This is a genomic window from Mycobacterium sp. E2462, from assembly GCF_001672685.1.
GTDB lineage: Bacteria > Actinomycetota > Actinomycetes > Mycobacteriales > Mycobacteriaceae > Mycobacterium.
On sequence record NZ_LZKC01000037.1, the window covers coordinates 1 to 14,381 of the forward strand.

The 14,381-nt window shown below is 63.4% G+C and carries 10 protein-coding genes; 9 read left to right on the forward strand and 1 reads right to left on the reverse strand.

Translation table 11 applies throughout. From position 1 onward, the window contains the following. Positions 1 to 796 precede the first annotated feature (796 nt). From A5714_RS02260 to A5714_RS02290, 7 genes are all read left to right on the forward strand, one after another. A complete protein-coding gene (locus A5714_RS02260) occupies positions 797 to 1,219 on the forward strand; it encodes an MmpS family protein (RefSeq protein WP_255377984.1) in 423 nt (140 codons plus the stop codon). Continuing rightward, positions 1,216 to 4,107, forward strand: coding sequence for an RND family transporter (locus A5714_RS02265; protein ID WP_068067612.1), 2,892 nt, complete (start codon positions 1,216 to 1,218; stop codon positions 4,105 to 4,107). Before A5714_RS02260 ends, A5714_RS02265 begins: the two co-directional genes overlap by 4 nt. An 89-nt stretch (positions 4,108 to 4,196) precedes the next feature. Then, positions 4,197 to 7,127 carry an RND family transporter gene (locus tag A5714_RS02270; RefSeq protein WP_082959531.1) on the forward strand — a complete coding sequence of 977 codons (2,931 nt, stop codon included), beginning with the start codon at positions 4,197 to 4,199 and terminating at the stop codon, positions 7,125 to 7,127. Between the two features lie 246 nt (positions 7,128 to 7,373). Continuing rightward, positions 7,374 to 8,318: a daunorubicin/doxorubicin resistance ABC transporter ATP-binding protein DrrA gene (locus A5714_RS02275; protein ID WP_068282332.1), complete on the forward strand. Its 945-nt coding sequence runs from the start codon at positions 7,374 to 7,376 to the stop codon at positions 8,316 to 8,318. Then, complete coding sequence (locus tag A5714_RS02280) at positions 8,315 to 9,055, forward strand: ABC transporter permease (protein ID WP_068067604.1); 741 nt, start codon at positions 8,315 to 8,317, stop codon at positions 9,053 to 9,055. The genes A5714_RS02275 and A5714_RS02280 overlap by 4 nt, the downstream gene beginning before the upstream one ends. Further along, on the forward strand, positions 9,055 to 9,846 hold the full coding sequence (locus A5714_RS02285) for an ABC transporter permease (protein ID WP_082959532.1): 792 nt from the start codon (positions 9,055 to 9,057) through the stop codon (positions 9,844 to 9,846). Before A5714_RS02280 ends, A5714_RS02285 begins: the two co-directional genes overlap by 1 nt. Positions 9,847 to 9,875: 29 nt before the next feature. Further along, a complete protein-coding gene (locus A5714_RS02290; RefSeq protein WP_068282335.1) occupies positions 9,876 to 10,856 on the forward strand; it encodes a glycosyltransferase family 2 protein in 981 nt (326 codons plus the stop codon). Between the two features lie 100 nt (positions 10,857 to 10,956). Here the strand turns inward: A5714_RS02290 and A5714_RS24985 are convergent, their stop codons facing one another. After that, a complete protein-coding gene (locus tag A5714_RS24985; protein WP_082959533.1) occupies positions 10,957 to 11,997 on the reverse strand; it encodes a glycosyltransferase family 2 protein in 1,041 nt (346 codons plus the stop codon). Positions 11,998 to 12,779: 782 nt separating this feature from the next. Between A5714_RS24985 and A5714_RS26875 the strand changes: the two genes are divergently transcribed. Together A5714_RS26875 and A5714_RS02295 are read left to right on the forward strand one after the other, a co-directional pair. Next, a complete protein-coding gene (locus A5714_RS26875; RefSeq protein ID WP_369829415.1) occupies positions 12,780 to 13,253 on the forward strand; it encodes a methyltransferase domain-containing protein in 474 nt (157 codons plus the stop codon). 450 nt (positions 13,254 to 13,703) lie between these two features. After that, a partial coding sequence (locus A5714_RS02295; protein WP_197513512.1) for a glycosyltransferase occupies positions 13,704 to 14,381 on the forward strand: 678 nt, incomplete at its 3' end.

Here is a 14,381-nt window from a genome sequence, read left to right on the forward strand (position 1 = left end):
TCCTGGTGTGACCTATTGGCCTCTTGACGCAGTTCAACAAGTGGTCTCCGGCAGAGCGTGCGCAGTGCCGATTCAGCTGCGGTGACCTGCACCGATGCAGGGCGGCCGTTAGGGCGATGAAGTTATCGATGGTGCGTCTCTGAGACTAGCCGAACCGGTGGGGACGCGAAAATCACCTAGAGGCGAACAAGTAGCGACAGCGTGAAAAACCCAGCAAAATCGGGCGGCATGGGGTAGCTGGCGACCTCCCGGCACGGGCCGGCGAAGCCAGAGCCGATGACACCATGCATCTTCTGTGCTATTAAGTGGGCGTCTACCGTGAAGACTGTGTGAACGGCCGCCTCCGTCCGCTAACGAAATGCCTTTTACGCACGCTATATGCATTACGATCCCGTATCGCGTTGCCAAAGACCACATATCGGAGCTGAGGGCGTGGTTTACTCATCAAGATCTGGTCGCGCTCCCCAGGGGGCGGGGCTCGCGTGCGATCACCGAAGCAGGGCTAGCCGGGGTGCATCGCAGCCGAGACGCCGCAGTCTGGCGTGCCGCGACCGATACGTAGTTGCATGTTCGAGCCGCGAAAACGGCGCTGGGCGTGAAACTTATAGAAGGGGGTGCAGTGGTCGAACCCGATGTGTGGTCCCGGCCCGACGTCGCCACGATGGAAGGCCGTGACATCAGCGAACAGTCCGGCCGCCGCGGCGGCATTTCGCGCTTTGGTCGCCGCTCCACCGCCGAACCCGAGCAACCAGTAGGCCGCCCTCGACCGGGTCGCCGGAACAAGCGCGCCCTCGCGGTGCTCAAGCACGTGTGGATTCCGATGGTGATCATCGCCGTGGTCGTCGGCGGCGGCTTGACCGTGGCGCGCCTGCACGGCATGTTCGGCTCGGAGAAACGCCCGTCGTATTCGGACACTCGGCAGCAAGACACCAAGCCCTTCAACCCCAAGAAGGTCAAGTACGAAGTCTTCGGCCCGCCCGGGGCCATGGCCGACATCAGCTACTTCGACGCCAACGGCGAGCCGCAGCACATCAACGGGATCGTGCTGCCCTGGTCGTTCGACATCTCGACGAACCTGCCCTCGATCGTGGGAAACGTTGTCGCGCAGGGAGATAGCGACTCTCTCGGTTGCCGTATCATCGTTGACGGTGTCGTAAAGACCGAGAGGATCTCGCACGAATTGAACGCGTTCACCTACTGCGTCCTGACGGCGACATGAGTACCGTCGACACGCAGCCCCAGCAGGACACGCGCCCGTTCGTCGCGAAGTGGATCCACCGTCTGTCGGTTCCCATCATCTTGGGCTGGTTGGGCATCGCCGTCGTCATGACCATCGGGGTGCCGCCGCTGGAAAAGGTCGAGGCGGAGCACGCAGTTTCGCTGAGCCCCATCGGCGCTCCTTCGTTCAAGGCCATGGAGCGGCTGGGCTCGGACTTCAAGGAGACCAACTCCGGCGCGCTGACGATGATCGTGCTGGAAGGCCAGCAGCCCCTCGGCGACGACGCGCACAAGTACTACGACCGCCTGGTCAACATGCTCGAGGCTGATAAGGCCCACGTGCAGCACGTCCAGAACTTCTGGGGCGACCCGCTCACCCGCGGCGCCGCGCAAAGCCAGGACGGCAAGGCCGCCTACGTTCAGGTGAACCTGACCGGTAATCAGGGCGCGGCCGCGGGTGACGAGTCGGTGGCCGCGGTGCGCAAGATGGTGCAGCAGGCTTCGCCGCCGCCCGGATTGCAGGTCTACGTCACGGGCCCCGCGGCGATCGTCGCGGACATGAACATCGCCGGCACGAAGACCGTCATGCTCGTGACATTGGCCAGCTTGATCGTCATCTTCGTGACGTTGCTGCTGGTTTATCGGTCGATCATCACGGTCTTCCTGCTACTGCTCATCGTCGGGCTCGAACTTCAGATCGCGCGCGGCATGGTCGCGTTGCTGGGCCATTTGGGCTTGGTGGGCCTCACTACGTTCGCCGTCAACCTGTTGGTCGCGGCCGTCATCGCGACGGGCACCGACTACGGCATCTTCTTCGTCGGTCGATATCAGGAAGCCCGAAGCGTCGGCGAAAGCCGAGAACAGGCCTTTTACACCACCTTCAGCGGTGTGGCCAAGGTCGTGCTGGCCTCCGGCCTCACGATCGCGGGCGCGGTGCTCTGCCTCAGCTTCACCCGGTTGCCGTACTTCCAGCCGCTGGGTATCCCGTGTGCCGTCGGCATCGCGATCGCCGTCCTGGTCGCCATCACGCTGGGGCCGGCGCTGCTGGCCGCCGGCGCGCGGTTCGGCCTCTTCGAGCCGAAGCGCGCACTCAGCACGCGTCGGTGGCGACGCATCGGCACGTCGATCGTCCGGTGGCCCGCGCCCATCCTCATCGCGACCCTGGCCGTGGCGCTGATCGGGCTGTTGACGCTGCCCAACTACAAGCCGAGCTACGACGACCAGAAGTTCATCCCGCAGAGCATTCCCGCGAACGTCGGGTACGCGGCCGCCGAGCGGCACTTTCCCGGATCGCGGATGCTGATGCCGGAGATCCTGTTGGTCGAGACCGACCATGATTTGCGTAATCCCACCGACATGTTGGTGATCAACAAGCTGGCCAAGGGCGTGCTCGCCGTGCCGGGCATCTCCACGGTGCAGACAGTGACCCGGCCCGAGGGAACTCCCCTGCAGCACACCACCATTCCGTGGATCATGAGCATGTCGCAGTCCAGTCAGCTGCAGAACATGGCGTTCCAAAAGGACCGCATGAACGACATGCTCAAGCAGGCCGACGAGCTGGCGAAGATGATCGGCATCATGCAGCACATGCTGGGCCTGATGCGTGAACTCGTCGCCACCACCCACGCGATGGTCGCCACGACGCACGAAATGCAAGCCATCACAGGCGAATTGCGCGACAACATCTCGGACTTCGAGGACTTCTTCCGCCCGATCCGCAGCTACTTCTACTGGGAGAAGCACTGCTACGACATCCCCATCTGCTTCTCGCTGCGGTCGATCTTCGACGCCATCGACGGTGTGGACGAGATCAACGACAAGCTCAAGGATCTCGTAGGCAATCTGGACTCGCTTGACGCGCTGCTGCCGCAGCTGGTCATGCAGATCCCGCCGATGATCGAGACCATGGGCAGCATGCGCAGCATGATGCTGACGATGCACAGCACCATGTCCGGTGTGATCGGACAGATGGACTCCAGCCAGAAGGACCCGAGCGCCATGGGACAGGCGTTCGACATGTCCAAGAACGACGACTCGTTCTACCTGCCGCCGGGCATCATCAACGGCTCGGAGTCGTTCAAGCGGGTCGAGAAGGTCTTTATGTCGCCCGACGGCAAGGACTTCCGTCTGCTGATCTCGCAGCGCGGTGACCCGGCGACGCAGGAAGGCCTGTCCCGGGTGGAGGCGATCAAGACGGCGGCCGAGGAGGCCCTCAAGGGCACCCCCTTGGAGAACGCCAAGATCTACCTCACGGGTACGGCAGCGATCACCAAGGACCTGGTGGACGGCTCCGAGTTCGACCTGCTGATCGCCGGCGTGTCCGCTCTATGTCTGATCTTCATCATCATGTTGATCATGACGCGCAGCTTCATCGCCGCCATGGTCATCGTGGGCACGGTGTTGCTGTCGCTGGGCGCGTCGTTCGGTTTGTCCGTGCTGGTATGGCAGTACCTCCTACACCAGCCGCTGCACTGGACCGTGCTGTCGACATCCGTGATCGTGCTTTTGGCGGTGGGTTCTGACTACAACCTGCTGCTGGTATCGCGCATGAAAGAAGAGTTGAGTGCCGGCATCAGCACCGGCATCATCCGCGCGATGGCCGGTACCGGAAAGGTCGTGACCAACGCCGGCCTGGTGTTCGCCTTTACCATGGCATCGATGATCGTCAGCGACCTGCGCAGCATCGGCCAGGTCGGTACGACCATCGGCATGGGCCTGCTGTTCGACACGTTGATCGTGCGCGCGTTCATGACCCCGGCCGTCGCCGCGCTGCTGGGCCGGTGGTTCTGGTGGCCGCAGCGGGTGCGCCCGCGCCCGGCGAGCACGATGCTGCGTTCCACGGGCCCGCGTCCGCTGGTGCGTTCGCTGTTGCTCAAGGACGCGCGGTAAGTGGCGGCCTGTTACTGCGGGACGGGAAGCGTGGATACGGCAGCGACACAAGGCATTAGGCGCGGCGCGGGCTGCTCCCTGGGGGTCGCATGACCGTCCAGAGCCCCCCGGCGACGGATCGGCCGCAGGCTCCGTTCTTCGCGCGGGCGATCCGCAAGCTGGCCGTGTTCGTCATCCTCTTCTGGGTGGCGTTCACCCTGTTGGTGACGTTCGGTGTGCCGCGCCTGGAAATCGTTGGCGCGCAACACTCGGTGCCGCTGGCGCCGCAGGACGCGCCGGCGGTGCAAGCCATGCAGCGCATGGGCCGCGACTTCAAGGAATCCGACTCGGACAGTTTCGCGATGCTGGTGCTGGAATCGCAGCAGCCGCTCGGTGAAAGCGCGCACGCCTACTACGACAAGCTGATTCGCGCGTTGCGCGCCGATTCCAAACACGTCGAGCACGTGCAGGACCTGTGGGGCGACCGGCTCACGGCGGCCGGTGCGCAAAGCCCGGACAGCAAGGCCGTTTACGTGCAGATGAACCTCGCCGGTAACCAAGGCACGACGCTTGGGCAGGATTCGGTCGAGGCGGTGCGCCAGATCATCGCCCACAATCCCCCGCCCGCCGGCCTCAGCGCCTACGTCACCGGTCCTTCCGCGCTCATCTCGGACATGCAGCACAGTGGTGACCGGTCGATCCTGAAAATGACGATGATCGGCGCCTTGATCATCTTCTTGGTCCTGCTCTTCGTGTACCGGTCGGTCCTCACCGTCATCATGCTGCTGATCACGGTGGGTGTCGAGGTGTTCGCGGCGCGCGGCGTCATCGCCTTCCTCGGTGACAACAACATGGTTCAGCTGTCGACCTTCGCCATCAACCTGCTGGTGGCGCTGGCGATGGCGGCCGGCACCGACTACGCGATCTTCTTCTTCGGTCGCTATCAAGAGGCCCGCCAGGCCGGCGAGGAACGAGAACTGGCCTACTACACCACCTATCGCGGCGTCGCGCCGGTGGTGTTGGGTTCGGGTTTGACGATCGCCGGCGCCATGATGTGCCTGAGCTTCACCAGAATGCCGATTTTCCAGACGATCGGCGTGCCGTGTGCGGTGGGCATGCTCGTCTCCGTCGCGATCGCGCTGACATTGGTGCCCGCGGTGCTGGCCTTCGGCAGCGGCTTCGGATGGTTCGACCGCAAGCAGAAGATCGGGTTCGGCCGCTGGCGGCGCATCGGCACGGCGATCGTGCGTTGGCCCCTGCCCATCCTCCTGGCCACGGTGGCGGTGGCGTTGGTCGGGCTGGTGACGCTGCCGGGCTATAAGACGAGCTACAACGACCGCCTGTACATCCCGAAAGACATTCCCGCCAACGTGGGCTACGCGGCCGCCGACCGGCACTTCTCGCAGTCCCGGATGATGCCCGAGATCTTGATGATCGAATCCGACCACGACATGCGGAACTCGGTGGACTTCCTCACGCTGCACCGGCTGGCCAAGGGAATCTTCCAGGTGCACGGCATTTCTCGGGTGCAGGGCATCACCCGACCCGAGGGCACCCCGATCCAGCACACCTCGGTGCCGTTCCTGCTCAGCATGCAGCAGGCGACCATGAGCGAGGACATCAAATACATCTCGGCCCGCATGGACGACATGCTCGTCCAGGCCGACATGCTCGGCGAGCAGATCAAACACATCAAGAAGCTGTACGAACTGCAGCAGCAGATGACCGCCCTGACCCACGATTCGATCGCGAAGACCAAAGAGATGGCGGTGGTCCTCAGCGAGCTGCGCGACGACACGTCAAATTTTGAGGACTTCTTCCGGCCGCTGCGCAGCTACTTCTATTGGGAGAAGCACTGCTACGACATCCCGATCTGCTGGTCGTTGCGCAACATCTTCGAGACGCTGGACGGCGTGGACACGTTGAGCGACAAGCTCAAAGAGCTCATCGTGCACCTCGACAAGATGGACATGCTCATGCCGCAGCTGCTCGAGCAGTACCCGCCGATGATTGCCATGTCCGAGGACATGCGAAACATGCTGCTCACCAACCACAGCACCATGGGCGGGATCATCGGCCAGATGGACAGCAACAATAAGGACGCGACCGCCATGGGCGAGGCGTTCGACGCGTCCAAGAATGACGACTCGTTCTACCTACCGCCCGACATCTTCGAGAATGCCGACTTCAAGCGGGCGATGAGCCAGTTCCTGTCCCCCGACGGGAAAGCCGCGCGATTCATCATCTCGCACCGGGGCGACCCCGCGACGCCCGAGGGAGTGTCGCGCATCGACAAGATCCGGACGGCGGCCGAAGAGGCGCTCAAGTCGACGCCGTTGGAGAACTCGAAGATCTACATCGCCGGTACGGCGTCGACCTTCAAGGACTTCCGGGACGGCTCCAACTATGACCTGTTCATCGCCGGGGTCGGCGCTCTCTGTCTGATCTTCATCATCATGTTGATCATCACGCGCAGCTTCGTCGCAGCGCTGGTGATTGTGGGCACCGTCGCCCTGTCGCTGGGCGCCTCGTTCGGCATGTCGGTGTTGATCTGGCAGTACATCCTGGGCATCAAATTGCACTGGATGGTGCTGCCCATGTCGGTAATCGTCCTGCTGGCTGTGGGATCCGACTACAACCTGCTGCTGGTGTCCCGGATGAAAGAGGAGCTGGCCGGCGGCATCAACACCGGCATCATCCGCGCCATGGGCGGCACTGGAAAGGTCGTCACCAACGCGGGCCTGGTGTTCGCGTTCACCATGGCCTCCATGGTGGTCAGTGACCTGCGGATCATCGGCCAGGTCGGTACCACCATCGGTCTCGGCCTGCTGTTCGACACCTTGATCGTGCGGTCCTTCATGACGCCCACCATCGCCGCGCTGCTCGGGCGCTGGTTCTGGTGGCCGCAGGTGGTTCGGCCGCGGCCGGCCAGCCGGTTGCTGCGCCCGGAGGGGCCGCGGCCCGTGGTGCGGGCCCTGATGCTGCACGACGAGCGGCTCGAGGATGCCCACACCGCCGAGATCCCCCGGCCGACCGTCTAGCTTGGCCACCGTCGAAGCGCACCGCCGCCGCAGCGGCGTGGCCACCGTGTCGCTCACCTGGGTAGCGGCGCACAGGGGACCGCGCCCTGCGCTGAGCCACCAATTTTCTTCCTGGAGAATACAATCCACGTTTGTAGCTCGCGCAGGCGTGACTCACGATGTGCCGGTACCGCGCTCCCCCGGCATTGTGGCGGCTAGCGCCAATAAGACCGACAAACGAACAGCCGCCATGAAATACTCGCTAACGTGAGCCCGCTGGCAATCGAGGTCGAAGGCCTGACAAAGGTATTCGGCAATACGCGCGCGCTGAACGGCGTGGACTTTTCGGTTCCGGCGGGGACAGTCTGCGGCGTGCTCGGGCACAACGGTGCCGGCAAGACGACCACCATCAACATCTTGTCCACGCTGTTGCGTCCAACCTCGGGCCGCGCGAGCGTAGCCGGCCACGACGTCGTCCGAGAGCCGGCCAAGGTTCGCGCCAGCATCGGCATGGCCGGCCAGTTCACCGGCATGGACCCGATGCTCACCGCCCGCGAAAACCTGGTGCTCTTCGGCAGGTTGCGGGGACTGCGCCGCCGAGAGGCGAAGGTGCGCGCGAACGAACTGCTCCACCAATTCGACCTCGTCGAAGCCGCGGACCGCCGGCTCAACACGTATTCCGGTGGCATGTTCCGACGCGTCGATTTGGCCAGCGCGCTGGTTGTGCCGCCGAAGGTGTTGTTCCTCGACGAGCCCACCACCGGGCTGGACCCGCGCAGCCGCCGCGACGTGTGGAGCTTGGTCAGCTCGTTGGCCGTGCAGGGCATCACCGTGCTGCTCACGACGCAGTACCTCGAAGAGGCCGACGTGCTCAGCGACTCCATCGTCGTTATCGACCACGGCCAGGTGATCGCCAGCGGCACCGCGGAGGAACTGAAGCGCGCGGTCGGCGCCAGCTACTGCCAGGTGACCCCAGCCAACCCCACCGACCTGCCCCGGGTCGTCCAGGCCTTGACCGGTCTGCGAGGCATCGACGTCGACGGTGAGACGAATTCGGTGTCGGTGATAGCGCCCGACGGGGTGGCCACGCTGGTCGAGGTGTTCCGCCGCGTCGACGCCCTGGGCCTGGAGCTCGCCGACATCTCGCTGCGCAAGCCGTCACTCGACGAGGCCTTCCTGCACCTCACCGCCCGGACCGCCGCGCGATCATGACCGGGCTTGCCGCCCTCACCGAACGCTCGCTGAAGTCCGCGGCGCGTGACGGCGAGATGATCTTCGAAATCATCTCTCCCACCGTCTATTTGATGGGCTTCAGCGTGGCGTTGCACGGCCTGATCGATACCGGGCACAACAGCTATTCGCAATACCTGCTGCCCGCGGTGGTTTCCCAGTCCATGATCTTCGTCGGCCTGATGACGGCCGACCGGGCGGCCCGCGACCATCTCAACGGAATCGGCGAGCGGCTGCGCACACTTCCGGTCACGGCGGCGGCTCCGGTGACCGCACGCACCGCGGCCACGCTGCTGCGAGGCCTGCTCACGCTGGTGGTCGCGATCCTCGCCGGGTACGCATTCGGTTTTCGGATCAGCGGCGGCCTCAATTACGCCCTTGCCTTCGTGCTGATGTCGTTGTTACTCTGCCTGGCCGTCACCTTAGGCGCCGACGCACTGGGATCCCGGGCGAAGACCGTGCAGGGCGCCACCCACCTGCTGTTCGTCCCGCAGTTGCTGCTGTTTCTGCTGTCCACCGGCATCGCGCCGGAGAAGACCTTCCCGGGCTGGTTGCGCCCGTACGTGCGCAACCAGCCGATCTCGCAGTTCGCCGAGACGCTGCGCGGCCTGGCCACGGGGCACGTGCTGCGTGCCAACTTGGCCGCGACCTCGGCGTGGTGCCTGGGCATGGTCGTGGTCTTCGGCGCGATCACGCTGCGCATGCAGAGGCGCAGCTAGTGAAACAGCACGTGGAGTCGCGTAGCTCGTTGGCCGTCGAAAGCTGGGTCCAGGCCGGCCGACTGCTGCTGCGCTGGCGCCGCGACCAGGCCGTGCTGATGGGTTCGCTGTTGCTGCCCGTGTTCTTGCTGCTGATTTATCAGATCGTGTTGGGCGACCAGGTGCATAAGGTCACCGGCGGCAAGAGCATCTACGGGTTGGTCCCCATGTGCGCCGTCATCTCCGCCCTCTTCGGATCACTGGGCAACTCGACGGGCATCACCATGGACCGTGAGTCGCGCTTGCTCAGCCGGATGTGGATCCTGCCGATACACCGCGCGAGCGCCATCACCGGGTGGGTGACCGCCGAAGTCTTCCGCGCGTTCATCGGCACCATGCTCATCACCGTGCTGGGCCTGGCCATGGGGTTGCGCTTTACCCAAGGCTGGGCCGCGGCCCTGTTGTTCGTATTGATCCCGTCGATCGTGGTGGTCGGGTTCACCGCGCTGGTGATGGCCCTGGCCGTCCGCAACAACGGGCGCACCGCCATGACCTGGCTGCTGGGCGTCACCTTCTCGCTGGCGTTCGTCAATCCCGGCGCGACGCCCATCGGCCTGTTCCCCTCGTGGGTCCGGCCACTGATCCGCATCCAGCCGATCTCACCGCCGATCGAGACCATGCGATCGCTGGCGCACGGCGGTCCGCTGGCGTGGCCGTTGATGCTGACCTTGTTGTGGACGGTCGGGCTGCTCGTCGTGTGCCTTCCGCTGGCGGTGCGCGGTTACCGGTTCGCCGCCGAGGCCAGCGCGTGACCGGCCCGGCCGAGCTGCCGGCGACGTCGGTGCAACCGGCCGGGATCCAGAATGGCCCCACCCCGCCGCGGGTCTCGGTGTGCGTGCCGATGTACAACAACAGCGCCACCATCGAGCGCTGCCTGCGCAGCGTCCTCGAGCAGCAGGGCGTGGAGTTCGAGATCGTCGTGGTCGACGACCAGTCGAGCGACGCCGGAGCGGCGACCGCGGCAACGCTGTTACGCCCCTCTGACCGGTTGGTGCGCAACGAATCTCGGCTCGGGCTCAACGCGAACCACAACCGGTGCCTGGAGCTCGCACGCGGTGAATGCATCCAATTCCTGCACGGCGACGACTGGCTGCTGCCAGGCGCCTTGAAGACCCTGTCCGAATGCTTCGATGACGCCGCGATCGGACTCGCCTTCGCGCCCCGGCAGGTAGTGACCGACGACTTGCCGTGGACCGAGCGGCGGCGCGCGCCGGCCAAACTGCACGTCTACTTCGCGAAACTCCGTGAATACAATCGCGGCTCATCGTTGGTTCTGCAGATCGTGGCCCTGTGGGGCGCCAGCGCTAACCTCATCGGGGAGCCGAGCAGCGTGATGTTCCGGCGCGACCTGGCGCTGAGCATCGGCGGCATGCGCGACGACGTTCATCAAACCGTCGACCTGGACTTCTGGTTGCGCCTGATGGTGCGCTGCGCCGTACGGTTTGTGCCGCAAGAACTTTCGGTTCGCCATCACACCGGGGTCACCGAATCGTCGAACATCACCAAGGCTCAGCGGCACTGGCTGGACCAATTGCGGATACTCACCTGGCTCATCGTCGACCCGGCGTCGACAGCTGCCATCCGGATCGCCGCGACAACGTGGTGGTTGCTGGTGTGGGTGGGGCTCGTCGGCAAGGTGGTCGCGTTCGGGCCGCAGCGCGCGAAGCGGTTGAAGGTGTTGCTAGCGGCGCCTTTGCGAGAATTTCGCAAGGTGATGCGCTTCGGCGACGGTCTCAATATTAAAGGGGCCACCGGAGGGTGACCAGCGAGATCGGCGATTCGTGGAACAACATCTAGACATGTCAGACCATGCGAGAGTTTGACTACTTTCGCGGCAGTTGGCGACTTCACTCGCACAGCGGTCAGTCCCTGGCGTGCCTTTTCCGTCCAAGGCTAGGCGAGATAACAGGTGCAAGTGCGCGCCAATTCGCCTTCACCGCAGCCCAGCTCAAGTGGTCAGCGGTGGCAACATTCCGACGCAGCGCCCTCACTCGCTGACGCGGTGTCGCCCAGCGTTTCTGAAGCGCGAGCATCGCGAATCGCGGATGGTGAGCGATTATCTCTAGTAGCGCGGCGCGCCCTTCAAGACCAGGCACTTTCGAAACTGCGCGCAGGACCCGGTCAGCGTGCTCGCTTAAAATCTCGGAGCGTAGAGGGTCGTCGGGGAACAGATCGAGCATTGCGTCGAACGTCGCTGCATGCCCTATGCCCTGTTTCAGCCAGAAGGTGGCGGGATCGACGACCAGGTTGTACCACATACCCTCTGGGTGGCGGCGGTAGACCGCCATCATCTCCGGCAGCATCGCTATATCGCCGTGAACCGCATGCCGCACGTGAAGGTAATAATCGAAACAAGCGTCGGCGGCGGGAACGTCGTCATAAGGCGGGATGCGACGGTACATGACTGAATTATTCTGGATAAAGTTGCGTTTCAGCAATCCTTCGACGCTAAGGTCCAGGCGCCAAAAAGGAGGCGGCCATACGTAATCCTCCGCAGCTCCGCCTTCCCAAATCACTTGAACCGGATGAAAGCATAGTACGGTCTTCGGATGCGCATCGAGGAAAGCGACCTGTTTCCGCAACTTTGCCGGATCGGTCCAATAGTCGTCACCCTCGCACCAAGCCACGTACTCACCGCGCGCAGCCGCGAAAGCGCTCATTAGATTTGTTTTGTATCCAACGTTTTCAGATCTGAAGATTGGCCGGAAAAGGTGTGGATACCGGTCGGCGTATTCGCGAATGATCGTCGGGGTGCGGTCGGTCGACGCATCATCAATGACGACAATTTCGACTGCAAAATCGGTTTCCTGCGCGACAAAGCCGTCGAATGTTTGGCGGACGTAAGCCTCCTGGTTATAAGTGGTCGAGACTACGCTGACCTTGGGCAGATCTTCTGCCGTCATGTGTTTGAAGCTCCCTCTATGCTCGGCACATCTCAGCTCCAACTGCTAACACTCCGAGTAAAGCTACCGAAACCTGAAGGAGTGCACAGCATGACGAAGCCTGACGAGCTTGCAATGCACCGCACGCCATCTCGCGCGCGGCGGACACGAGCCCCGGTGGATCACCGCGGAATGCCCCGCCTGCTACGGGTAACCGTCACCGCAAAACTGCATCAGCCCGATACCGAAACGCTGGGTACCAGCATGATGCACATCCGGACGCACCATCCCCACCGAGCGTCCGACTGTGTGGCGGCCGTTCCAAGGGAGCTCCCACACTCTCCCGCATCGTAGCCCGTGTCGGCATCTGCCGGGAGTCGCGCTTAAGCCGGCCGGAGTGGGCTAAGGCAGGTGCCAATCTCCTCCGGAATCCTGCATTCAACTGTAATGTGAGCTCTCGAAGCAGCGCATCGACCAACCGGCAACCTGACGGAGCTGAGAGCGGACCATTGGTCAACACATCAATGCAGCCAGCAGTAGCAGCGGCGCGGCGGCTCGGTGGAGCAATACAGATTGATCTAAGCGACTATCCCCTCGTGTGCAAGGCCGCCCTCCTAAGCCGCAAAGCGATAGGTCTCAGCCGTCGAGGCCGGCAGCTCGCCCACTATCTTGACGCGGTTCCACCGCACGAACGGCGACTCGCTATTGGCAGCGGTGCAATGGTGATTGACGGTTGGCTGTGCACGGATCTGGCACCGACTAACCGCGCAGTTGTCTACCTTGACAGCACGAAGCGCTGGCCTATGCCCTCGGCGTCATTCCGATTCAGCGCGTGCGAGCACATGATCGAGCACGTGCCATATGAAGCCGGGATAGCGACGTTGAGCGAAGCACATAGGGTGCTGCAGCCGAATGGGGTCTTACGCATCTCGACGCCAAACCTTGACACCTTCCGCAACATGCCCGACTCAGAAGACGCTGGAATTAAAGACTATATTCGTTGGAGCAATCGCACATTTGGGTCTGAAGCGGAGCGTGAAGAAGAAACTAGTCCAGTCCACGTTTTAAATCGAATGATGCATTCGTGGGGTCATCAGTACCTCTATGACGAAGACACGTTGCGTCGAGTTCTGCATCGAGTTGGCTTTCGCGAGGTCGTGCGATGCGATCCGGGAGTGTCGCGACATGCCGAATTGAACGGAGTGGATCGTCACGCGGACTCTATCGGCGCTGAAGCTAACCAAATCGAGTCACTTATTCTTGAGGCCACCGCTTGACCAAGCTTTATCCATAGATCGCAGAAGGAACTTTCTGCATTGTGACGCTTGTCCGTGAAAACACGCGGCTCTGCAAATGGCATTTTAAGGCGTCGAGCGGCCAGACGATCAAAACATGGGCAGCGAGCGCTTCGAGGGCTCGCGGGACAGGTCAGTTAGTGTTGCATGCCTCGCGCGCAGATCGTGGGCCGGTTCCCGACTGAGGAGCCCGAACGGTTCTATCCACCCTTCCAGAGGACGCTGAAACGGAGATAATGCCCCTGCGGCTTCATAGTAGATGCACAGGGCATTGCGGAGGCCGAATCGAGCGCGTGCCGGTCAATTCGGACTTGCGGGCCGCGCCGGTTGACGAACAACCGGTTGCCAGCAGGTCGGAACACACGCCTGACGCTGTGACAGCAGCGATAATGGCCTTCGCCACCCCACACGGCCACCGGAAGGGCACTCGTCGTGAAGATCGCGTTGGCAAGCTACGGAACCCGCGGCGATGTCGAGCCTTGCACCGCCCTCGGCCGCGAGTTGCAGCGCCGCGGACACGACGTGACGTTGGCCGTCCCGCCGAACCTGCTGGGCCTCGTCGAATCCGCCGGCTTGGGCGCCGTCGCTTACGGGCCGGACCAGCAGGACGGTTACTGGGACACCGATTTCCTCGGCAAATTCTGGGACGTGCCCCAGGCGGTCAAACGGTGGCGCAATGCCCAGAACCTCCTCATGCAGGCGTGGCTGGAGATGAGTAAGACGCTGAACTCGCTGGCCGACGGCGCCGACCTGATCTTTACGGGCCCCGGGTTCCCGGGGGTCGCCGCGAACGTCGCGGAGTACCACAAGCTTCCGCTTGCCACGATGCACTACTTTCCCATGCGGCCCAATGGCCAGCTCTCCCCCGCGACGCCCGCACCGGTAGTCCGGTCCGTCATGACGGCGTTGGACTGGGTGCAGTGGCGGGTCACCAAGAAGGCGGAGGACGCGCAACGACGCGAGCTGGGTTTGCCGCGGGCCTGTGGCCCCGCGCCGCAGCGGATGGCAGACCGTGGCGCGTTGGAGATTCAAGCCTACGACCAGGCCTGCTTCCCCGGCCTGGCCGCCGAGTGGGCACGGTGGGCCGAACGGCGACCGTTCGTCGGCACG

Excerpts from the sequence above, each read along its gene's own strand:
- A5714_RS02265 (WP_068067612.1), top strand. The coding sequence starts at position 1,216 with ATGAGTACCGTCGACACGCAGCCCCAGCAGGACACGCGCCCGTTCGTC.
- A5714_RS02270 (WP_082959531.1), top strand. The coding sequence starts at position 4,197 with ATGACCGTCCAGAGCCCCCCGGCGACGGATCGGCCGCAGGCTCCGTTC.
- A5714_RS02280 (WP_068067604.1), top strand. The coding sequence starts at position 8,315 with ATGACCGGGCTTGCCGCCCTCACCGAACGCTCGCTGAAGTCCGCGGCG.
- A5714_RS24985 (WP_082959533.1), bottom strand. The coding sequence starts at position 11,997 with ATGACGGCAGAAGATCTGCCCAAGGTCAGCGTAGTCTCGACCACTTAT.
- A5714_RS26875 (WP_369829415.1), top strand. The coding sequence starts at position 12,780 with ATGCCCTCGGCGTCATTCCGATTCAGCGCGTGCGAGCACATGATCGAG.